The sequence below is a fragment of the Dysosmobacter segnis genome (assembly GCF_014297285.1).
GTDB lineage: Bacteria > Bacillota > Clostridia > Oscillospirales > Oscillospiraceae > Oscillibacter > Oscillibacter segnis.
The window spans coordinates 205,742-225,582 of sequence record NZ_JACOQI010000002.1; the positions used below are offsets into that span (position 1 = coordinate 205,742).

The window sequence follows — 19,841 nt, forward strand, 5'->3', positions numbered from 1 at the left end:
ATACGGAAAAAACGATCATTCCTTCCAGATAAAAATGGGGACCGGGGGATCGTTCCGCCGGTTGGCCCAATCGCAGCGGAGGACGGAAAATTTCCGGTCATCCAGCGTTTCCAGCCATGTCATCACGGCATCCCGCTCCCCGTAGCCGTTGGCGCCGCCGTAATACAGGGCAATGGCGATGACGCCGCCGGGCTTCAGCAGCCGCAGAGCCGCCTCCAACGCCGCTACGGAGGTATCCGACCGGGTAAAGATAGACGGGTCCCCGCCGGGAAGCCGTCCGAAGTTAAACACCACACAGTCCACCGTTTCCGCCACCGCGTAGCGCTCCATATTGGCGTGGCTGTCCCGGATCACCTCCGCCGTCAGGCCCTCCGCCGCCAGCAGGGCCTTGGTCTGCGCCACCGCCGCCTCCTGAATGTCAAAGGCCAGCACCCGGCCCGTTTCTCCTGTCAGGCGGCACAGCAGGGCCGTATCCCGGCCCTTTCCCGCCGTGGCGTCGATGCAGAAGTCTCCGGGCTTCACGGTCCGGCGCAGGAATTCGTGGACCATAGACAGTGTGTTCAGTTGCATAGATCAGTTCCTCCGTATAGAAAAGGGACCCTCATCGAGGGTCCCTTTGATGGATCGAATATAGCTTAGCCCTTGACGATGGAAGCGGTGTCCATAGCGATCATGAGCTCCTCATTGGTGGGGATCAGCAGGACCTTCACCTTGGAGTCAGCGGCGGAGATGACGGCTTCCTTGCCGCGGACATTGTTGGCCTCGGCGTCCATCTTCACGCCCATGAACTCCAGACCGGAGGCGATGTCCAGACGCTGAGAAGCACTGTTCTCGCCCACGCCAGCGGTGAAGATGATGGCGTCCACGCCGCCCATAGCGGCAGCATAAGCGCCGATGAGCTTCTTCACGCCATAATTGAACATATCCACGGCCAGACCGGCGCGCTCGTTGCCGTCCTTGTGGGCATTCTCCAGATCACGGAAGTCGGAGGACACACCGGACACACCCTGAACGCCGGACTTCTTATTGAGGATATCCAGCATGGTGTCGATGTTCATGTCATACTTATTCATCAGGTACTGCAGGATACCGGCGTCCAGATCGCCGGCGCGGGTGCCCATGGGCAGACCGGCCAGGGGGGTGAAGCCCATGGAGGTATCCACGCTCTTGCCGCCGTCCACGGCGGTGACGGAGGAACCGTTGCCCAAGTGGCAGGAGATCAGCTTCAGCTCCTCAGGCTTCTTGCCCAGCATAGCGGCAGCGCGCTGAGAGACATACTTATGAGAGGTGCCGTGGAAGCCGTAGCGACGGACCTTGTCATTCTCATAGTACTCATAAGGCAGAGCATACATATAGGCCTTGGCGGGCATGGTCTGATGGAAAGCGGTATCGAACACGGCCACCTGAGGCACGTCCTTGCCCATAACGGCGGTGCAGGCGTTGATGCCGGTGATATTGGCAGGGTTGTGGAGAGGAGCCAGGGGGATGCAGTCCTCCAGAGCCTTCATGACCTCATCGGTGATGAGAACAGACTTGTTGAAGGCCTCGCCGCCGTGCACCACGCGGTGACCCACAGCGTCGATCTCCTTCATGGAGCCGATCACGCCGTTGTCCTTGTCCACCAGAGCGTTCAGCACAGCCTGAATGGCCTCGGAATGGGTGGGCATAGCCACATCCACGGCGTCCAGGACCTGCTTGCCCTCGATCTGGGGCTTGTAGGTGAACTTGCCGTCGATGCCGATGCGCTCGCACAGGCCCTTGGCCAGCAGAACGCCGGTCTCGGGGTTCAGCAGCTGATACTTCAAAGAGGAACTGCCCGCGTTGATAACCAGAATATTCATCGTTGGATCTCCTTCTTCTTTTGGGAAAGCCTTGCCAGCTTTCCATATTTAAGCTACAATGTAAATATAATGTTTGCACTTGCGCAAACTCTCTTTTTCATTATAACAAATCCTCCACAAGATACAACCTACATTTTTACCGAATTGACATTATTTTGTAACCGCTTTGAGGTGACAAATGTGAAAACCGCTGGTATCATAACAGAATATAATCCCCTGCACTATGGTCACCTCGCCCTGATACAGGCCGTCCGGCAGCAATTTGGCGAAGACATCGCCATTATTTGCGCCATGAGCGGCGATTTTGTCCAGCGGGGTGACTTTGCGTTGGTACGCCGTCACGCCCGGGCGGAAGCCGCCGTCCGGAGCGGGGCGGATCTGGTATTGGAGCTACCCCTCCCCTGGGCCGTCAGCTCTGCCGAGGGATTCGCCCAAGGCGGCGTCGAGGTTCTCACCGCCACGGGGCTGCTGGACGTGCTGGCTTTCGGCAGCGAATGCGGAGACAGCGCCGCTCTTCTGCGAACCGCAAGGGCGCTGGAGGGCAATGCCTTTCAGTCGGCTCTGCAAGCAGAACTGACCAAGGGGGACAGCTTTGCCGCCGCCCGCCAGCGGGCCGTGGCCGCCTTGCTTTCCCCATCGGATGCCGCCCTGCTGTCCTCCCCCAACAACACCCTTGGGATCGAATACGGCCGGGCACTGCTGCGTGTGGGCGCGGCTCCTGCGCTGTTTACGATCCCCCGGACCGGTGCGGCCCATGACGCCGCCCCGGAGAACGCCGGGGGCTATTCCGCCTCCGCCATTCGGCACCTGCTGGCAGAAGGACGCCGAGCCGATGCCCTGTCCCGGATGGTCCCGACCATGAGGGCCGTTTACGAGGCGGAGGAATCTGCGGGCCGCGCGCCGGTATTCGCCGCCGCCTGTGAGCGGGCAATTCTGGCCCGGCTCCGGTCCATGACTCCGGCTGAATTCGATACGTTGGACACCGGACACGAGGGCGTCGGCCAGCGGCTGTACAACGCCAGCCGGAACGCCGCCACCCTCGACGCCGTTTTAGACAACGCCAAAACCAAGCGCTACGCTTACGCCCGGCTGCGGCGGATGGTCCTCTGGGCCTATCTGGGCCTGACCCCCGCCAAGCTGCCCGCCTCCGTCCCTTACCTGCGAGTCCTGGCCGCTAATGAGATCGGTCGCGCGCTGCTGGGCCGGATGCGGAAAACCGCCCGCCTTCCGGTCATTACGAAGCCCGCCGCCATCCGGTCCCTCTTCCCTGACGCTCAGCGTCTCTTTGAGACCGAGAGCCGGGCCGCCGACCTGTACGCTCTGGCGTATCCAGAACTGACAGAAGCCTGCGGCTCCCTCTGGCGGCAGAATCCCGTCATGCCCTGACTCATTTCCTGAAAGGAGTTCCTCACATGAAAAAGTATCTCTCTCTGATTCTGGCCCTATGCCTGCCGGCGCTGCTGGGCGGCTGCGGCGCTGTTCCGCTCCCCATGCCGGAATCCCCGACGCCGCCTCCCGCTGCGGATACAGAGGAAATTACTTATGAAGTGTCCACCGACCCCTATGAACAAACGGTGACAGCGGAGGACGGCACCACTTTGATGGTTATTGATTTCCAAATCCCTCATTTGCAGGCCTACGCCAACGGTGCGCTGATCGAAGATCCTTCCACCCCTGCGCAGGAGCAGGCCATGGACCGGGTCCATACCTTTAACGAAAATTTCGACCAGTGGCGGGAATCAAATTCCTCAGAGGAAAACATTTCCTTTGTGAAGGATCTGTATCGGGATATGCCTGAGATGTTTTCCGAGGACCATATGGCTCCTCTTTCAGAGGAACTGACTTACACCTGCTACCGCACCGGCACCCTCATCAGCATTGCCGCCGATTATTACAGCTATCTGGGCGGTGCGCACCCCAACACCGTGTATTTCGCATGGAACTATGATCTGGACAGCGGCATGTTCCTCACCATCTCGGAGCTGGCTGCCGATCCCCAGACCTTCACGCTGGCAGTGGCGGATATGATCGAGGTACAGGCGGAGGAACAGATCGCATCGACACCGGAGCTGGAGGGGCAGTCCCTCTCCGATGTCTATTGGGATAATTACCGGGAGACTTTGGAGAAATGGAGCAGCGACTACGCCGCCTCCTTTGACGCGGACGGTCTGACGGTGATCTTCTCCGCCTACGAGCTGGCCTCTTACGCCAACGGCCCGCAGGAGTTCCATTTCCCCTACGCCGCACTGGACAGCTATTGGAGCGACAGCGGTCGGGCGGTGCTGGGCCTGGACTGATATTTTCGCAGCCGTAAAACAGTCCTTACAACTCAATTTGCAAAAAGGGCAGTCCCAATCGGGACTGCCCTCAGCGTGTCGAAAAAGTCTTTTCTCCCCGCTGAGCAAGTTTTCAGAACTTCATAAAAGTTCTGAAAACTTAGGATTTTAATGGCGCGGGACACCCCTCTTGGGTTTCCCGCGCACACCCTTCCTTACCGTCGCGGAGAATTTACTACTTTATCGACAGTCTCAGGGCAGTCCCAATCGGGACTGCCCTTTCATTTTGACTTTTGACAGAAACGCAAATCTTAGTACAGCTTCGCGCCGGCGGGGATCCGGTCATCCACCATCAGGAGATTCAGGCCCTCGTGACCGTCCTCCTCATGAACAGCGGAGATCAGCATACCCTCGGAATCAATGCCCATCATCTTTCTGGGAGGCAGGTTCACGATGGCGATGGCCGTCTTGCCGACCAGCTCTTCCGGCTCATAATATTCATGGATACCGCTCAAAATCACGCGATCCGTGCGCTCGCCGTCATTCAAAGTGAACTTCAGCAGCTTCTTGGACTTCTTCACCGCTTCGCAGGCCAGGATCTTCACGGCACGGAAATCGCTCTTGGAGAAGGTGTCAAAATCCACCATATCCTTGAAGATGGGTTCGATCTTCACGTTGGAGAAGTCGATCTTCTCCTGCACGGGAGCCGCGGCAGGCACGGAAATGGCCTTTTCAGCCTTCTTGTCGGTATCCAGCGGCTTCATGGTCGGGAACAATTCACGGTATGCTCTATCTTGTCTTATCAGGCTTTATTACCTCGCATTTTACATGAAATCCAAAACTTTTTGCCCATTTTGCTTTTATCTTGTTTTATCTTGTGATAGTCAAATGGGGTAAAATTTGGGGTAACGCCTTGAAACCCCAGATAGGCTTCGTGGTTTGTACATACCTTATATATTATACACACCAATACCACCCATGTCAAATAGAGACTATTGGCGAAAAAAAGAGGGGTACATTTCTGTACCCCTCTTCATTCATACAAGGAACCCACCGTTTTTCTCATGGTCTTGGTATACCCGCTTGATGTTGGCAATAGCCATGACCGCTCGGTTGTTCTTATATCCGGGGTGTGTTTCACAGAATCTCTCATACTCGTCGATGTCAAGGAGCATATCATTAAAACACTCATGTGTAAAGTCCTCGCCCCTCATAAGCTCAATGTTGAACCGCAGAATACGCTGGCGGTGCATACTCGCATCTCGCTCATCACCGTCCTGAATATGTTTTTCGAGCTTGTCCTGTGTCTCACGTTGTTCCTTTTTGATGTCGGCGATCTCATTCAACACCTCACCGTTGATTGCTCTGCCAATCTTCTTTGACAACCATGACCAAGGATTTACCTTGATCGGGGCAATCTGAACAAAGGTCATAAGCAAAAGGAGCGTTCCGCCGCTCCATCCCAAGATCTCTCCCATGTTCATGTCATGTCCCTCCAAAGTGCTTATCGCACCGTATTGGAGGTGCCGTTGACAATCTTGCTCATATCGCACAGACTGTCAATCAGATCGGAAATCTTGTCCATATCGAGATCATAATTTACAGTATCGGCAGAAGCCTTAACCATAGCCATGACCCATTCCTTCCGATCTGCACCCTTCTCGAACATCGTCTCGGCGCGTTCCATGTAACTGGTAACGAGCTTAACAACTTCCGGCCAGTTTTTGTCCTGGATCGTTTTCCGCACATACTTCACCAGCTGGATTACCAGCGGGATAGTTGCGGCAAGACCAGACAACACCGATACAATCAGTCGTACCCATTCAGAATCCATAGCACTCTATCCTCCTTTTTTCATATTGCAGGGCTTTCTTTGCTGCCCTCTATGCCATCCTCACAAAAATTGTGTGCTTTAGCAGTTGCGAATTTAATTCCTTCTCCATCAGCACCAGAGTTTTCTACCTCGCTCTTGTGTACAATTTTACTGAGCACAATGCTGCAGGCAGTTCCTATCGGAGCAAAAGCCGCCGTATAGCAAGCCAGCGCTCCGGTATACCCATATACGATACTCAGTCGAGCAAGGTAAAAGCCGCCAGCCAGTCCAGCGGCAAGGAAAATCATGATACATACAGCAAGCCAGTTAGTAAACCCAAGGCGTGGCCTCTTCGATTTCGGCTTGCTTTTCTTCTTACCACGCTCGATTGAGATGGTCATTTTACGCCTTACCCATCATCTGAGTCCAACGATAAAGAACGGTGACGAACTGCTCGCGGGTCAAAATGTCGCCCCACATACAATTCGGCTCGCCGTTGACGGTTGTACCATTACCGGCGATCAGACCATTCTTCGTTGCCCACTCGCGTGCTTCTGCGCTGTATGCGCTTGCGTCATTGTCCTGGAGTTCCTTACGCATTTCACCCCAGAGTTCTTTGAAGCGTGCTACATCCATGTCATCATCCTCCGTTTCGCCATTGAGAATTTCCTGAACTTCCTTCCGCAGAGCATCCATGCTCTTGCAATGCTTCGGCCACCACTGTCCCACGTCGCCATGGTTGGAGCCATAGCCGGCACGATATGACTCTGCATGATCGCTGATCCCAGAAATCGGATATCCGAATTTCTTGACCATATAGACATTCCATGCCACGACCATTTTCCACATCCGGTCAAAATAGCGCTGGTTTTTCGCCACGTCGTATCCGACCATCGTGCCGCCAGCATAGGTGTGGCCTGCGGGTTCGCAAATCTCCCACTGCACCTTCGTGTTATTCCATGAACCCTTACTACCGGAGCCGCATCCCCACGGGCGACCATTCCATTGCAAGGTGAGAACGATTCGCCCTTCACCCTTATGGAAGTCACCAAGGAGAGCATTAACACCCCAGCCCGCACTGGACTTGTTCATCGCGTTGAAAAACACATCGACAGAAGGTTGGGCACAGCCAACAGAATGGTTTACGCAGCCGGCAGGTCTAATCGTTCTTCCGCTGGTATAAGCTCCGTTATCCGTCGCAGGGCGGATCTCCAGATGGCTTTCAACGTACTGGATACATTCTTGAACTGTCATCATTTCAAACCACCTCCACGTATTCTCTGCCCCAGTAAGGCTCGCCGCCGTCCTCTGATGTCTTCAGCACAGCGTACCAAGCCTTACCGCCGTCTTTACGGAAACGCGGATCGAGTGTCTTAGAGCAGAACCCGAAGCCACCCTCATCCTCTGCCCCGTCGCCCCGACACATTTCACGATTACATTCCGTGTTTTTTCTGGGATCGCACTCATAGAACAGGACTTTCTCTCCTGTCGCGCCATCCACCAGGTACCCACCACGGGATACAATGTTGTTGATATCGACCATTGAAGTTCACCTCTTTATTTCCGAACGGTCAGATATTTTCGTTACTAACCGTAGATACTTTTCATGCCGGCGACCCCATGATTTGAGCAAGACGGTAGAGCACCGTCACGAACTGTTCACGGGTAACAAGGTCTTGCCACATATAGTTAGGTTCACCATTGATGACAGTCCCGTTGCCGGTAATCAAACCCATATCCAACGCCCACTGCCGCGCCTCAGCGCTCCACTGGCCGCAGTCGTTGTCCTGCAGTTCAGCTCTCATTTCCTGAAAGAGTTTTCTGAACTGTTTCAAATCAGAGTCGGACGCAGGAGCAGTCTGTGAGGCAAACTGGTCATAGTACCGCTGCCCATACTCAGCACGCTTCTTCTGAACATCCTTACTCTGGTTTGCTGGCTTCTCAAAGTTCAGCAGCACAGCATTGGAAGCCTCCAATACAGAGGTTGCCGCCCGCAACATCGCCAGCACGCCGGGGTAGCTCTCGGACAGCTCTTTCCAAAGAAAACCCAGCTGCATAGCGAGATCGCCGATAGACTTTCCAGACGACTTAGCAAAATCCAGCAGGGCTTGCTTCCGAGTCCAAAACGTCCACTGAGCAAGGCCAAAACCAGCCTTGTCCTGCACGAAATTTGTGTAGGTACCGTTATCCACAGCAGCTACATAAGCATTGTCATTCATGCCAAGGACGTTTTCATAACTGTTCTGCAAATTCCGAGGATTAAGGCCGCTTTCGGCAAACAAGTTGCCCATCAACCCAGCGATCCCATACTCATTCAATCCCTTCTTTTGAAGGTAGTCATGAATTGTCAGTTCGTTCATCTCGCACCTCCTTACAGATCAGAAAGCGCGGCTTGCTTCTGCCCGACGATTTCACCGTTCATGCAATACTTGCCGATTTCGTCCTCATCGTCGATATCCTTGTAGATATCCACCATTTCCAAGCTCTCCCATCCAATGATGGTCTTGATCACAGAATCGGGCAGGTTTGCCTTGGCAAGTGAAGTCGTAAAGAAGTGCCGGAGACTATGCCAATACACAGGGATACCCAGAATATTGGAGAAGGTCTCCGCCCAGCTGTTCAGTGTAGAGATAGGCACCGTCTTCGTAGGATCGTCCCTGTCAGGGAACAGCCACTCACTTTCGATACCCAGATCTGCCCGCTTCGCCATCCACGCATCGAAGTAGGGCTTGAAAGGCTTTGCCAGCACATAGCAGGTAAGCATTTTTCCATTGACGCCCTTGCCCTTCGTTCTGACTTTCTCAGGCGTTTTGTAAAACGTGCCATAGATGATGTTCTCGTCGTCGAAGTACGACACTTTGAATCGCGTCAGCTCAGACTTGCGCCGTCCAGAATACCGCGCCAAAGCGAAGCAGCAGGCTTTCTCGTACTGCCCGCGCTCCATCAGATAGTCCAAGAGTTGATCTGCCTGTTCGTCGGTCAGCACCGTCTTCTCTCTGGTCGGCTCATTTACCGGATTCTCGATCTTGCGGACGATTGACCGGAAGTTGGGAAGCTCGTCATCCAAGATTGCTTCGATGTAGTTGCTCAAAGATGACAACGTACTCTTCAGCCGGCGCACACGGGCGGGAGAGTTCTCATTGTTCCGCAACAGCCAGTTTTGATACGAGATGATGTCACGCTTGCTAATCTCCGGGAAATACTTGTTGTCCGCATTTTGGAGTACCCACACGAAGAAAATATACAAATCGCTCGTATATGCCTTAACGGTGGAATCCGCCTTGCCGATACTCCGCAGGTATTCCAGAAAATCGTTCATCAGCCGAATGTTCTTCGGGTTGATCTGGGCGATCAATTCCGGGCTGGTGATCTTGTTTTGTCTCGTCTTCCGTCCCATAACTCTCACCTCCTTTTTCGTATGAAGAAAGAGCCGTACCTAAAAAAGGTGCGGCTCTTAAAAAATGGTTAGCAAATAGCTGTTTTATTCTGTTATGTGTAGCGGGGCTTCTCTCCACCCTCTACCGCATACCTCATCCAGTCCAGTATGACAATGCCCACAACGGATAGGACAATCCACAGCAAAGTAAACTGCGGGCAGATTTGTCCCAGGATATTCCCGGCCAAGTGCGAATAATCCCACACTCCCAAACCAAGCCACACATTCAAAACAAGTCCGGTAACGAACTCTAACGCTGTAATCGCGGCAGCACAGATACACGCCTGCCCTACCAGCGGCATTCCCCAGGGAAGCTCTGCTCCGAAGCGTTCCAGGGGGACGGCCAGAATAATCGCCAACGCAAACATCGTCCAACTGATCGTTTCTGGCCTGCCCTGAGAAGTCTTCCAGATGACCTCACCGAAGAAATACACACCGCCAGTCCAAAACCAGAGCAGAACAGAAAGCACCCACTTTCCAATTCGTTTCCGTTCCATGCTTATCTTACTCCCATTCCCCGGCAATTTCTTTCAGCCGGTTTTGTTCCCGCAGTGCCTCTTCCTCTTTGACCTCAGCGCCGAACTGTGCCAACATAAAGGCTTGCGCCTTAATGATCTCGGCCTGACGAATGCAGATGTCGGTTAGTTCCGCAATCAGCTCAACACTGCTCATGCGACACCGCCCAGCTTTTGCATGATAGCTTCCATCTGAGCCTGGGCTACTGCCATCTTCTCAGACAAAGCTGCAGCATAGGGTTCGGGCAGATCCATACCGTACTGCACAGCAGCGATCTCCTCAGCGTCCGCCATGGCATTGACATAGCTCTTGAGAGCATTGTGATATGCCGTCTGACTGGTAATCAGCGTCTGAGCCGCTACGTAAATCTGAGCGATTTCCGTAGCAGAATACACCGTGCAGGTTCCATCATCGGCCTGATAGGGGTACTCAGTACCACCCAGCTCAACCACACGGAACAGGTTGTTGATATTGCTCTGATCCTCCAGTTTCAGATTGAAGTGGTCACGGCGATCCCCGATAGGTACGTCTACGCCGGCTACGATGACCGCGTTGCAAGCCTTGGAAATTTCCAAGAGTTTCGCTGCACGTACAGTTTCCAAGGCATTGTCACTGCCAAGGATTTCCACTGCATCTTCGGTCGTGATCCAACCATTCGCAACGGCCTTCAAAAGGCCACCCGCTGAAATGGAGGGTTCGATTCCACGCAGGCCATTTTCATACATTTCTCTCAGTTTGTCCTTCATTTCTCAGCCCTCCAAAATCGTCCGAATCAGACCCTCGATGGTAGTCTGATGGCTTTTGAGTTCTTGCCCACCGTCGATCTCTGAGACAACGACAGTACCGGCACCCTCAATGTCTTCGTGCCCAACCAGATTATAGGCTACACTCTTGAATGCCACACCAATAGCATCTTCACGGGTGGCCGGAGTAAAACATCCGTTATCACCATAACGAATGTAGTTGACAGAATCAGTAATGCCCAATTCTGTCCCGTCAATTTTGATAATCCGATACATTACTTGACCTCCTTTGCACCAATCAACTTGGCGATATGTTTCAGATCTTCGATTTCAGCATTATAGAAATCGTGATTCCAAAGCCAGAAATCATCACGATCACTGCACTTGTACTGCTGGCAGCGGGGATCATCCCAAATCTTATCCCATCTATCCTGATGTGCCTCATCATGCTTTGCAAGCGTAGACTTGATGGTTTGAATGAGTTTTCCACGCAGAAGCCCTTGTCCATCGTCGTTTTGCGCAAAGAACTCATATGCGCAATCACTGAACACGGCACATACCGGTTTCCCGTTGTGCAGCAAAACATTTCCACCTACTTCCAGCTTCGTGCCGTATGGGATATTTACTTCGCCGCTAATAGTCTTGAATTTTGCTCTTTTTACTGTGATATAGCTATTGTGGTTCACCGTGATATACCTCCAAATAAGAAAACACCCGAAGACTTGCTTCGAGTGCAATCTGTTAGTTATTTTTTACGCGGACTTCTTTAGTTGTTCTTGCTCTCTATACCGACTAAACATGGCATAGTGCAGCCGTCTCAACCGTAACAACCTGCCGTGATCGTCAAAATTCCTGTAGTACGCAGTCTGGCATTCCATGTATTGATCTATCTCGAAAAGTGTTTTCCTACCGGCAAGATATTCCCTATGGAACATTTTCAACTTACGCCTTGCACGCTTCACACCATCACGGCTACCGTTGATCTTGATTGCTCCGGTTTCCGTCAATGTGAAACGAGCTTTACAAAACCTAAACGGCTTTGTAAGCGGAATGATTTTACACTTTTTCTTATTCACCCTAATACCGAAAGACTCAAACTTTTTAACAATATCTCTCGCTATCTGTTTCAGTTCTTCAATATCATGGTAAATAACATAGTAGTCATCCATGTAGTGACCCGCACAGTGAAGACCAAGTTGACACTTGATATAGTTGTCAATCGCACTTGGGAGAGACACCATCTCCTGCTGGCTTGGTTCCACACCCAAAGGCATACCTCTACCAGGCGCATTGCCATAAGGCGCATAGTCAATGATCGCGTCTGCCACTGCTCGGATCTGCGGATCAAACATTACTTGCTGATGCCGACGATAGATGATATCTCTATTAGCATTCGGAAAGAAGCTCTTCAAGTCAAGAAGGAATATACCTCCTTCTCTTCCATAGCGTCGGTAATGCCATGCAAGCTGCTGTGTTAGCCTGCGGAAATGCCAATGTAGTCCTTTACCTCTCTGACTTGCTCCATTGTCGCAAATCATACTCGGATGATAAAGGGGAATGAGGACTTCATTTGTGAAAACCTTATGAATCTGCCGATCGTCGATGTGCGGGGCATCAATCGGTCGCACTTTTCCACGCTCAGAAATGGTGAAATGTGCGCACTTCTTTTGTTTCCACTTACCATCCAAAACTTCACGCCGTCTCTTGGCTGTTCCAGAAAATAAGTGAAGCTCAAAGTTTTGCGTACTCTGTTTCCAACGGACACCCGTACAACATTTTCTCCCATAGAAGAACATATCGTGATAGTTGAAAACATCTTGAAGTGTACCGACTTCTTTGCTTCGTTTCAGTCTGTTTGCTTGTCGCTTTGATTTCCTGCGATGATATCTTGCCTCTCGGCGTTCTTCGCTTGTCATAAAAAGTATTCGCCCTCCGCATAGTTGTCTTGTAGGTGCGCGTCTAAACTACTTTGACCCGACACATGAAACGAGGATAGCGCAAGTACCCCGCCATGCAAGCAGCGTCCGTGTAAGGTCGTCAAAGGGCAGTTTTAGGGATTTTCACCCAGGGAAGTATCTCTCCTTTTGCGAGGGTCGTCTTTCACCTATCGGTTACTCCATGTGACCCCGCATCGCAAAATCCGGGCGCGAGCGCAGCCGCATTCCTTGCATTGTTATTGTTGGCGCTGCCATCAGTGTTCACATTGCAGAAATTGTTATTGTTGTTGTAATTAGCAGAGCGGAGCCACCACCACGCCGCCAAAGGCGGCGAAAACACCAAGGACACGTTTTCAGAAATACACCCAATAAAGATTTAGCTCTTTTTGATTTGCCCTAACGATTTCAGAGTCCCTTTGATCAACTCATCTTCGTTGTCAATCATTTCCCCAAGACTTGCAGCCATTCTGTCTAACTTTTCCGTTGCCTCCTTCGGAGATACTGAATTTCCCTTAGAAGTTGTAAAACATCCCTCGGGGTTCTTCATTATCACGAGATAGCAATGCGTAAGTCTGACATCCAGTGCTTTTAAGGAAGCTCTTGCTTCCAGCAAATGCGCTTTGCGTAACTCAATTCTCTGATCGTCTGATGGGAAAATACTGTTCGCTTTCTCAGCATGATCCACTACTTCTCCAGCCAACTTAGCCACAGGTTCGGCCAAAAGTCTGGAATACCGTGCAGACATCCTTGTGAGAAAATTCAGCGTTTCTACATAGATTTGGTTAGCAGTATTGACATACTCAGCCTTACTCGTAGTCCGCCTTGCTTTCAATACAGACATTCTTTTACCTCTCTGGTGAATGGTCTTTTGCCCTATTCATCTGACTTAGTTTGATTAGCAGTAATCGCTCCCTCCGCTTTTTCGACTTCTTCCAGATGTTTCAAAAGCACAAACTCGATGTAGTTTGTCATGGAGCGATGCTGTTTTGTCGCCAGCGCACCAATCTTATCAAACACCTCATCAGATAGACGCAGCGTGAAAACACGTTTGTTTGATGCCATACTCAACCTCCCACTTACCTGCACATAAATATTTTAGTGCTATTTTCAGCTTTTGTATGCAGTATTTAGACTGTTAAGTGATAGCATTTTATAGGGCATTTTTCTAAAAATCGCGTCGGCGGCGCAAAGCGCCGCCTCCGCTTTTGTTTTTTTGTCTCCGTATCTGTTACCTTATCTGTCCTATCGGGAAACCCGCCCATTTTCATGGGCGGGATATGGATTGGGATACTCTGCGGAGGATTAGACAGCAAAGCCGGGCGCGAGCGCAGCCGCATACCTTGCACTGTTATTGTTGGCGCTGCCATCAGTGTACACACCGCAGAAAGTGTAAGAGTTGTTGTAATAAGCAGAGCGGAGCCACCACCACGCCGTAGAGCCGGTAGCGTTGTGTCTATACATGACCCTGCTGTTACCGGAAGAGTAATAGGCGTACTGCTTCTGGTAGTTCTGCTCATACTGGTTAGCATAATAACGAGTGCCCTGTACCTCGAACTCAGCCAGCAGGAACAGATAGTCGGTGAATGCCTTGACATTCGCAGCCACATTGGAGCTGTTGCCAACGGCATCGGCGTATTTGGTAACGCCCTTCATAACCGCTCTCAGGTCAGCAGGAAGCGCAGCCATCAGCGTATTCGCAACAGGGTTTGTAGCACAAGTGGCACTTGCGTTATAACCAACTCTGGATGTAGTTACAGTAGAACCGTAGCCAGAAGGAGGCACATCGGTACTACCCAAAACATCGTAACGCAGGTCACAACCAGCCCAGCCACCATAGTTATAGTTGCCCCAATGGTTCATATTGAAATACTTTGTACCATTGGTATAATAGCTATTGTAGCCACTGTCAATCAGGCCAATCAACCTACTACTGATCTTACCAATCTGGAAGTGAATCCTGTTGCTGCCCTCGACAGAGCTGTTGTGGTCAAAGCCCAAAATAAAAACATCAACAGACAGGTTGGAAAGAGAAAGCGTTCCAACTGTACCGTTGATGGTAATGGTCTTTGTTGCGCCGACTGACCAGTATGTGCTTGCCAAACCAGCCGCAGCGATCTTGCTGATATCTTCCCAAGAGCAGTCGTTCAATGCAGTTCCGACAGCAGGAAGGAACTCCGCAGACACCGCGACCGTCTTACTGCCAGGGGCAGTATGGTTTGTACCAGCGGCTACACTGATAGTGATTTTCGCCGTACCAGTCTTATCGTTCACGCTTTGGATAGTCACCACGTTCCCGCTGACAGAAACCGTAGCAACACTGGCGTCACTGGTTTGTGCGGAAATTGCGCCGTCGCCGGCGCGGGTAACGGTGACTGTCTTGCTTTTGGCCGAACTATTCAGAACTACGCTCGTCGCACTCAGACTCAAAGAGCCTGCTGCCTTACTGATAGCCCAGCGTACCGTCTTAGCAGATGTGCTGCCGTCAGACCAGCAATAATCGTCCTTGGGAGTGAAGGCGGCGTTGTAGCTTCCGGCATTGATGCCGCTTGTAACTCCACCCAATGTCATTTTGGAGCTATCATAGTTGCTCCATGACGGGCTTTGAGTATTGCCCGTATATGTCAGGCTACCTCTCTGACTGGGAACCGTAGAGATTGCAAGTCGATTAGGTACGCCGGTGACACGATTGGCAGTGCTCGTGTTTACTGCTCCGTCTGTAGAAGTCGGGAAGAACGACACATAATAGGTCACTCCGTTTTGCAGACCGGTAACAATCAGCGGGCTACTGGCATACTGATTGCGAGTCGTTACCACCAGCCGATATGCAGCATCCACGTCGTCGGGATCAGTAGCATAACCGCCCGCCTTAACTACTACAGTAGTCTTCGCCCAGGTCGCCAGCGTTACGCCGTCATTCACCATGGTAGCCGAAGGATCAGTCCATTTCAGCGCCAGCTTGCCGTTACCAGCGGCAATAGCACTCATGCTGGACACATTGCCAACTGCCACGGGAGTGGGTGTCTTGTTGAACTCGTCGTCTGCGCTGTCCGTATAGGAACCTTGCGTAGTGTAGGGGAAGAACTTATAGTAGTAGGTTACGCCGTCTGTCAGGCCGGAATCGCAGAAATATTTATTTTGATACGCATTGCGAGTCTTGCTATCCAAGACTACCGTACCATCACGACGGCTTACGGGGGCACTACCTGCCTTACGCACCAGCAGAGTACCGCCCCATGCTGCCAGTGTGGAGCCGGCCACAACCAGATCGTCAGGGTCAGTCCACTTCACATAAACCTTGCCGGCAGCGGCCAAGGTCTGAATATCTGTCACAGCGGCCAGGGTCAGACCGCCTGTTCCGCCTCCACCACCAGAGGGGAAATTGCCAAGAATAGGCATATTGAATCCTCCTTTTCTTTTATCCCAGGAGAGTGATTACCACAGGGATATCAATATCGGGCATTTCACCGTCTGCTGAGATAATGAGCTTTCCATCAGACTGCCCGGTTACGCAGAGTTTGGCATCTCGTGCCATCTCACGTTGCTCAAAAGTTGCGCTATGAGCGACCGAGATATTACCGTTTTGCGCAGCACCAAGATCAGTGACGGCCAGTTCTTGCGTAAACGGAGCATCTACCCCTACCCATGAGCTGGCGATCAGCGTACATTCAATACTCACGCTCTTGTCGCCTTTCTCCGCCAAAATCTCGTCAACCTTAATGAAGTTGGAGTTAGATGCACCGTTGATTGCTTCACGCCAGTCCTTAAATTTTGTCGAAGAATCGTCTTCCAGGATAAGCCCATAGTTCGTCGTTGTTTGGCTCACAGCTCATCCCTCCTTAACCGAACAGAATAACCGTGATCGGGATATCACACGTAGGTTTGTCTCCACCAATGGCGACAGTAAAGGAACCGTCCTGCTGCCCACAAACATAAAGGCTGGCGGTTTCTGCCGCCTCTCTTTCCTCCATGGACACACTCTGAGACAAACCCACGATGCCGTTTTGATCTGCCGTCAGTCCAGAAATCTCAATATTTTGTTTATTGTCTGACCAAGACGCAACAGACAGCACCTTGTCAACCGACGTACTTCCACCACCGGAATATTTGACCCATGAGCTGTTGTTATATCTCCAAAGAGCGCCAGATCCCTTCACGAAGTAGAACTTCTCGAACGGTGAGGTCAGCGCAAGACGTTGTGACTCTGTGTCCAGGACGATGATATCCGTCAACTGAACACGTGTTCCGTCAGAATCGTAAAAGATGTCACCTGAATCAGTTACGATAAGGAATTGCTTGTCCTTGATCGGAACCGTAGATGTATTCCGCGCTTTACTGGCAACCGTCTGATTTACGTTGAATAGGGACAATTTGTACACCTCCTTTAATTGAAAAAGGAGGGGCGGCATCTAAGCCGCTCCCTCCTCGGTCAGTTTACCGGATTCCCTGATCAGAACGTACCGACAGTCAGAGCTGCAACAACAGCGTCCAGGTTAGCCTTGTCGCCCTCGGCGATCTTGTCCAGCTCGGTCTTGTTGGCGTGCTCGTGAGCCTTTGCAGCCGCAGCATCCCACTTAGCCTTGTCGCCCTCAACGATCTTATCCAGTTCGGTCTTGTTGGCGTGGCTGTGCTTCTTGGCAACAGCGTCCTTCAGATTCTCGTTGGTCTGATCGTAGGTGTCGAGCAGGGCCTTGTTAGCGTGGGTGTGGGTATCCTTCTCCAGAGCAGCGATGCGGCCAATAGCAGCAGTCAGGTCAGCAGCCTTGGCATAGTCACCGATATTCAGAGCGGCGATAGCGCCGTCAGTATACTCCTTGATGTAGGCAACCACAGTGTCGCTGACAGCCCCCTCGGGCAGAGTGCCAACCAGGTTCTTCAGGGCGGTGATAGCCTGATTCATCGCAGAGGCGTCATCGGGGTGAGACTGAATCCAAGCGGCGATCTCGGCCAGAGTATTCAGAGACTCCTTGGCGCTCTCGGGGATCAGCTGGGCAGCCAGCTCCTCATTGGCAATGGTACGGGCAGACTTACCGGCATCAGCACCAATCAGAGTGGTCAGCTTGCCATTGGCGGTATCCAGATCGGTCTGTTCAGCCTTGCCGTTGATCTTGGCCTTCAGGGTAGCCTCCAGCTCGGTCTCGCTCACCTCGTCCTTCTTTGCCAGAGCGCCCAGACCATCAACAATGCCGGCAACCTCTGCGACCTTCGCATCGGTGTAGTCCTTCACAGCCTTGCTGGTAGGCACAGTGCTGTCATCAGCGTTCTTGCCGATAGCGGTAGCATAACCCTTGATCACAACGACCCAAGCGGAGCTATTGTAGACCTCGCCAACACCGGTATCGGTATTGACATAGATCACGCCCTCGGCAGGAGTGGTAGGCTTACCCTCAGCGCTGGTATAGAGACGGACGCCCTCACCGTACTTCTTGTCACCGAAATACAGCTCGCGGGTGTCGTCGGTCAGGTAGAAGCTACCAGCGTCGCGGACGGCAGGCAGGTTAACCTTATTACCATGGTACACAAGTTTGTAGTTCTCAGTCATAGCAATTCATCCTTCCTTCTCACGTATTGTGGATTGGTGTATTTGTAAAGGGTGTTTACCCGTTTACACACGATTGTTTTCTTTGTTGCTTTTTGCAACAGGTGGCATAAATTAGAATGTGCCAACCATTTCGCGTACTACCTCTTCGGCAGTTGCGATTGCGTTCTCCTTGATATCGGCAGCGCTGCCGCCAGTAGGTACGCCATAGGTCTTGATCTGGCCTGCACTGATCCATGTCAGCTTGCTTTCCGTGCGATCGTTCATCACGTAGAACAAATCGTCAGCCAGCGTCTCACGCTCCACATCGTCGTCCGTGATTTTCCATGTACCTTCGATGTTATAAACGCCAGTCGCCAAAGAGCTGATTACAATACCTGTACCAGCAATGTTGATAACAGGCCGGTTCGTCAACTGATCGTAGTTAGAAACACCGCCAGATCCGCCACCTCCGCCCTGATTGGTCAAGGCAGAAATCCAGCTCAAATCAGCCATAATTGTGCCTCCTCTCAGAACATATAGTAAATATTGACATTAACCGCCTCAGAAAATTCCAGAGACGTAATGTTAATCTGATCCATGCCCAGCTCAAAAATACCAGTGATCAGTGGGATCTCCTTCCCGTTGATTTTCACTTTCGTTCCTTCTGGACAAATCATACTGAGCTTCCGCAGCGACATTTGACCGAAGTTCAAAATGCTATTGGGGTTATCCGCACGCTCATTCTGTTTGAAGATATCCAGCATATTGACATTCGGCGTCACAGTCCCGCTGAAACAACCCAAATGTGCCTGTGACATTTTTCTTACTCCTTTCCTAAGCAAGTACAACAAAGTCCAACTCTTCCAGAGTCATATCGTCGATCTCTGCCAAGGTTTTATCGTCCAGATCTGACAACAGGCGGTAGCGCTTCATGCCCGCATTCAGTGTCATTAGGATCTCTGCATCATTTGACACAGCAAACAAGCTGATCGTCTCGACAACCAGTTCGTAGAACATTTCGATAGCATTACCAATTTGCAGTTTCTTTTCTGCAATGGTTTCTGGTTCGGAAGTCTCAATACCGATTGCATTGCTACCGTCCCCCAGAGAATAGTGGAACTCTGTTTCTCCAATGCTTGCCGCAATCGCAAATGCGGCCTCCATTCCTGTTGTATAGCGATAAAGCAGCTCCGGGCTTGTCTGGTCAATACCGATCGCACTACTGCCTGACTCAAAATCGTGTTTCCGAAATGCAAGATCATTTGCACCAAAAACAGTCTGATTTTGAATAGTGTCAAAGACTTGCTTTTGTTCCGCAAGACTTTTTGCTACAATCGCCATTGCACTCTGCGCATCGCCAAGGGAACTCTTAGCATAAGCAATCGGCTGGCTAACTTTGATACCGATTTGACTTTCCAAGGCAAAGAAACTCTGGGCAAACAGCGTGAAAGCTGGGATATCCAGCCTCATCGCTGCCTGCTCCAGTTCGTTTCGATACTTGATAGTAAGTGCGGCGCTCGCTTCCAGACAAACTTGATCACCGATTTTCTCACTGACCGTAGCCAGCATCTCGTCGATCTCCGACAACAGAGCAGATTGATTTGCCACTGCAATTTTCTTTTGCAGGCTGAAATATGACAGCATCGCCCGCAAAACTACTCTGTTTACAGCTGATACGCCATCACGAAATGGGAGGGAGTAAACGATGATTGAACCTTCAGTCAAACGCTGTTTCAGGAAAATATCGTACTCCTTCATCTC

27 protein-coding genes and 1 pseudogene are annotated in these 19,841 nt (G+C 51.6%); 2 read left to right on the forward strand and 26 right to left on the reverse strand.

Translation table 11 applies throughout. The annotated features are described in order from the left end of the window. Positions 1-15: 15 nt before the first annotated feature. Entirely contained in the window at positions 16-570 is a 555-nt protein-coding gene (gene mnmM / locus H8Z83_RS03230; RefSeq protein ID WP_187013730.1) for a tRNA 5-(aminomethyl)-2-thiouridylate-methyltransferase MnmM, read from the reverse strand. Between the two features lie 65 nt (positions 571-635). Further along, the gene (locus H8Z83_RS03235; protein WP_187013731.1) at positions 636-1,841 is read right to left on the reverse strand and encodes an acetate/propionate family kinase; all 1,206 of its coding nucleotides are present in this window, start codon (positions 1,839-1,841) and stop codon (positions 636-638) included. Positions 1,842-2,021: 180 nt separating this feature from the next. On the opposite strand from H8Z83_RS03235, the gene H8Z83_RS03240 reads away from it, so the two are divergent. Continuing rightward, positions 2,022-3,227, forward strand: coding sequence for a nucleotidyltransferase family protein (locus H8Z83_RS03240; RefSeq protein WP_187013732.1), 1,206 nt, complete (start codon positions 2,022-2,024; stop codon positions 3,225-3,227). Positions 3,228-3,253: 26 nt separating this feature from the next. Then, positions 3,254-4,138 carry a DUF3298 and DUF4163 domain-containing protein gene (locus tag H8Z83_RS03245; protein WP_187013733.1) on the forward strand — a complete coding sequence of 295 codons (885 nt, stop codon included), beginning with the start codon at positions 3,254-3,256 and terminating at the stop codon, positions 4,136-4,138. 290 nt (positions 4,139-4,428) lie between these two features. Here the strand turns inward: H8Z83_RS03245 and H8Z83_RS03250 are convergent. The 24 genes and pseudogenes from H8Z83_RS03250 to H8Z83_RS03360 all read right to left on the reverse strand — a co-directional run. Next, positions 4,429-4,893 (reverse strand): annotated as a pseudogene (locus H8Z83_RS03250) (lysine--tRNA ligase); the annotation flags it as partial. A 261-nt stretch (positions 4,894-5,154) separates the two neighbouring features. Then, on the reverse strand, positions 5,155-5,601 hold the full coding sequence (locus tag H8Z83_RS03255) for a hypothetical protein (protein WP_187013735.1): 447 nt from the start codon (positions 5,599-5,601) through the stop codon (positions 5,155-5,157). Positions 5,602-5,621: 20 nt separating this feature from the next. Beyond that, a complete protein-coding gene (locus H8Z83_RS03260; RefSeq protein WP_187013736.1) occupies positions 5,622-5,951 on the reverse strand; it encodes a hypothetical protein in 330 nt (109 codons plus the stop codon). 20 nt (positions 5,952-5,971) lie between these two features. Then, positions 5,972-6,331: a hypothetical protein gene (locus tag H8Z83_RS03265; RefSeq protein WP_130849604.1), complete on the reverse strand. Its 360-nt coding sequence runs from the start codon at positions 6,329-6,331 to the stop codon at positions 5,972-5,974. A 1-nt stretch (position 6,332) separates the two neighbouring features. Then, on the reverse strand, positions 6,333-7,187 hold the full coding sequence (locus tag H8Z83_RS03270; RefSeq protein ID WP_187013737.1) for an N-acetylmuramoyl-L-alanine amidase: 855 nt from the start codon (positions 7,185-7,187) through the stop codon (positions 6,333-6,335). Between the two features lies 1 nt (position 7,188). Beyond that, positions 7,189-7,473 carry a hypothetical protein gene (locus tag H8Z83_RS03275; RefSeq protein ID WP_187013738.1) on the reverse strand — a complete coding sequence of 95 codons (285 nt, stop codon included), beginning with the start codon at positions 7,471-7,473 and terminating at the stop codon, positions 7,189-7,191. A gap of 61 nt (positions 7,474-7,534) precedes the next feature. After that, on the reverse strand, positions 7,535-8,290 hold the full coding sequence (locus H8Z83_RS03280) for a phage tail tip lysozyme (protein ID WP_187013739.1): 756 nt from the start codon (positions 8,288-8,290) through the stop codon (positions 7,535-7,537). Positions 8,291-8,301: 11 nt separating this feature from the next. Further along, entirely contained in the window at positions 8,302-9,327 is a 1,026-nt protein-coding gene (locus H8Z83_RS03285) for a tyrosine-type recombinase/integrase (protein ID WP_130849600.1), read from the reverse strand. A 92-nt stretch (positions 9,328-9,419) separates the two neighbouring features. Further along, a complete protein-coding gene (locus tag H8Z83_RS03290; protein ID WP_187013740.1) occupies positions 9,420-9,863 on the reverse strand; it encodes a putative ABC transporter permease in 444 nt (147 codons plus the stop codon). A gap of 7 nt (positions 9,864-9,870) precedes the next feature. Continuing rightward, positions 9,871-10,038, reverse strand: a complete 168-nt coding sequence (locus tag H8Z83_RS03295) for a hypothetical protein (protein WP_165449851.1) — start codon at positions 10,036-10,038, stop codon at positions 9,871-9,873. Continuing rightward, a complete protein-coding gene (locus H8Z83_RS03300; protein ID WP_187013741.1) occupies positions 10,035-10,628 on the reverse strand; it encodes a DUF4376 domain-containing protein in 594 nt (197 codons plus the stop codon). Before H8Z83_RS03300 ends, H8Z83_RS03295 begins: the two co-directional genes overlap by 4 nt. 3 nt (positions 10,629-10,631) lie before the next feature. Continuing rightward, a complete protein-coding gene (locus H8Z83_RS03305) occupies positions 10,632-10,901 on the reverse strand; it encodes a hypothetical protein (RefSeq protein ID WP_187013742.1) in 270 nt (89 codons plus the stop codon). Then, complete coding sequence (locus H8Z83_RS03310) at positions 10,901-11,311, reverse strand: isoaspartyl peptidase (protein ID WP_130849596.1); 411 nt, start codon at positions 11,309-11,311, stop codon at positions 10,901-10,903. Before H8Z83_RS03310 ends, H8Z83_RS03305 begins: the two co-directional genes overlap by 1 nt. 66 nt (positions 11,312-11,377) lie before the next feature. Further along, positions 11,378-12,541, reverse strand: a complete 1,164-nt coding sequence (locus H8Z83_RS03315; RefSeq protein ID WP_187013743.1) for a reverse transcriptase domain-containing protein — start codon at positions 12,539-12,541, stop codon at positions 11,378-11,380. A gap of 184 nt (positions 12,542-12,725) precedes the next feature. Then, the gene (locus H8Z83_RS20115) at positions 12,726-12,911 is read right to left on the reverse strand and encodes a DUF6273 domain-containing protein (protein WP_366463703.1); all 186 of its coding nucleotides are present in this window, start codon (positions 12,909-12,911) and stop codon (positions 12,726-12,728) included. 27 nt (positions 12,912-12,938) lie between these two features. Further along, positions 12,939-13,403, reverse strand: a complete 465-nt coding sequence (locus tag H8Z83_RS03320; protein ID WP_187013744.1) for a hypothetical protein — start codon at positions 13,401-13,403, stop codon at positions 12,939-12,941. A gap of 32 nt (positions 13,404-13,435) precedes the next feature. Beyond that, positions 13,436-13,624, reverse strand: coding sequence for an Arc family DNA-binding protein (locus H8Z83_RS03325; RefSeq protein WP_130849594.1), 189 nt, complete (start codon positions 13,622-13,624; stop codon positions 13,436-13,438). A 240-nt stretch (positions 13,625-13,864) separates the two neighbouring features. Then, positions 13,865-15,958: a DUF6273 domain-containing protein gene (locus H8Z83_RS03330; RefSeq protein WP_187013745.1), complete on the reverse strand. Its 2,094-nt coding sequence runs from the start codon at positions 15,956-15,958 to the stop codon at positions 13,865-13,867. 19 nt (positions 15,959-15,977) lie between these two features. Then, entirely contained in the window at positions 15,978-16,385 is a 408-nt protein-coding gene (locus tag H8Z83_RS03335) for a hypothetical protein (protein ID WP_187013746.1), read from the reverse strand. 13 nt (positions 16,386-16,398) lie between these two features. Further along, positions 16,399-16,929, reverse strand: coding sequence for a hypothetical protein (locus H8Z83_RS03340; protein WP_187013747.1), 531 nt, complete (start codon positions 16,927-16,929; stop codon positions 16,399-16,401). An 80-nt stretch (positions 16,930-17,009) separates the two neighbouring features. Then, positions 17,010-18,101: a hypothetical protein gene (locus H8Z83_RS03345; protein ID WP_187013748.1), complete on the reverse strand. Its 1,092-nt coding sequence runs from the start codon at positions 18,099-18,101 to the stop codon at positions 17,010-17,012. Positions 18,102-18,212: 111 nt separating this feature from the next. Beyond that, positions 18,213-18,593 (reverse strand): hypothetical protein, encoded by a 381-nt coding sequence (locus tag H8Z83_RS03350; RefSeq protein WP_187013749.1) that lies wholly within the window; start codon positions 18,591-18,593, stop codon positions 18,213-18,215. 14 nt (positions 18,594-18,607) lie between these two features. After that, a complete protein-coding gene (locus H8Z83_RS03355; RefSeq protein WP_130849588.1) occupies positions 18,608-18,898 on the reverse strand; it encodes a hypothetical protein in 291 nt (96 codons plus the stop codon). 16 nt (positions 18,899-18,914) lie between these two features. Continuing rightward, a complete protein-coding gene (locus H8Z83_RS03360) occupies positions 18,915-19,838 on the reverse strand; it encodes a hypothetical protein (RefSeq protein WP_187013750.1) in 924 nt (307 codons plus the stop codon). Positions 19,839-19,841: the final 3 nt, after the last annotated feature.

Excerpts from the sequence above, each read along its gene's own strand:
- mnmM (WP_187013730.1), bottom strand. The coding sequence starts at position 570 with ATGCAACTGAACACACTGTCTATGGTCCACGAATTCCTGCGCCGGACC.
- H8Z83_RS03235 (WP_187013731.1), bottom strand. The coding sequence starts at position 1,841 with ATGAATATTCTGGTTATCAACGCGGGCAGTTCCTCTTTGAAGTATCAG.
- H8Z83_RS03245 (WP_187013733.1), top strand. The coding sequence starts at position 3,254 with ATGAAAAAGTATCTCTCTCTGATTCTGGCCCTATGCCTGCCGGCGCTG.
- H8Z83_RS03255 (WP_187013735.1), bottom strand. The coding sequence starts at position 5,601 with ATGAACATGGGAGAGATCTTGGGATGGAGCGGCGGAACGCTCCTTTTG.
- H8Z83_RS03260 (WP_187013736.1), bottom strand. The coding sequence starts at position 5,951 with ATGGATTCTGAATGGGTACGACTGATTGTATCGGTGTTGTCTGGTCTT.
- H8Z83_RS03265 (WP_130849604.1), bottom strand. The coding sequence starts at position 6,331 with ATGACCATCTCAATCGAGCGTGGTAAGAAGAAAAGCAAGCCGAAATCG.
- H8Z83_RS03270 (WP_187013737.1), bottom strand. The coding sequence starts at position 7,187 with ATGATGACAGTTCAAGAATGTATCCAGTACGTTGAAAGCCATCTGGAG.
- H8Z83_RS03275 (WP_187013738.1), bottom strand. The coding sequence starts at position 7,473 with ATGGTCGATATCAACAACATTGTATCCCGTGGTGGGTACCTGGTGGAT.
- H8Z83_RS03280 (WP_187013739.1), bottom strand. The coding sequence starts at position 8,290 with ATGAACGAACTGACAATTCATGACTACCTTCAAAAGAAGGGATTGAAT.
- H8Z83_RS03285 (WP_130849600.1), bottom strand. The coding sequence starts at position 9,327 with ATGGGACGGAAGACGAGACAAAACAAGATCACCAGCCCGGAATTGATC.
- H8Z83_RS03290 (WP_187013740.1), bottom strand. The coding sequence starts at position 9,863 with ATGGAACGGAAACGAATTGGAAAGTGGGTGCTTTCTGTTCTGCTCTGG.
- H8Z83_RS03295 (WP_165449851.1), bottom strand. The coding sequence starts at position 10,038 with ATGAGCAGTGTTGAGCTGATTGCGGAACTAACCGACATCTGCATTCGT.
- H8Z83_RS03300 (WP_187013741.1), bottom strand. The coding sequence starts at position 10,628 with ATGAAGGACAAACTGAGAGAAATGTATGAAAATGGCCTGCGTGGAATC.
- H8Z83_RS03305 (WP_187013742.1), bottom strand. The coding sequence starts at position 10,901 with ATGTATCGGATTATCAAAATTGACGGGACAGAATTGGGCATTACTGAT.
- H8Z83_RS03315 (WP_187013743.1), bottom strand. The coding sequence starts at position 12,541 with ATGACAAGCGAAGAACGCCGAGAGGCAAGATATCATCGCAGGAAATCA.
- H8Z83_RS03320 (WP_187013744.1), bottom strand. The coding sequence starts at position 13,403 with ATGTCTGTATTGAAAGCAAGGCGGACTACGAGTAAGGCTGAGTATGTC.
- H8Z83_RS03325 (WP_130849594.1), bottom strand. The coding sequence starts at position 13,624 with ATGGCATCAAACAAACGTGTTTTCACGCTGCGTCTATCTGATGAGGTG.
- H8Z83_RS03330 (WP_187013745.1), bottom strand. The coding sequence starts at position 15,958 with ATGCCTATTCTTGGCAATTTCCCCTCTGGTGGTGGAGGCGGAACAGGC.
- H8Z83_RS03345 (WP_187013748.1), bottom strand. The coding sequence starts at position 18,101 with ATGACTGAGAACTACAAACTTGTGTACCATGGTAATAAGGTTAACCTG.
- H8Z83_RS03350 (WP_187013749.1), bottom strand. The coding sequence starts at position 18,593 with ATGGCTGATTTGAGCTGGATTTCTGCCTTGACCAATCAGGGCGGAGGT.
- H8Z83_RS03355 (WP_130849588.1), bottom strand. The coding sequence starts at position 18,898 with ATGTCACAGGCACATTTGGGTTGTTTCAGCGGGACTGTGACGCCGAAT.
- H8Z83_RS03360 (WP_187013750.1), bottom strand. The coding sequence starts at position 19,838 with ATGAAGGAGTACGATATTTTCCTGAAACAGCGTTTGACTGAAGGTTCA.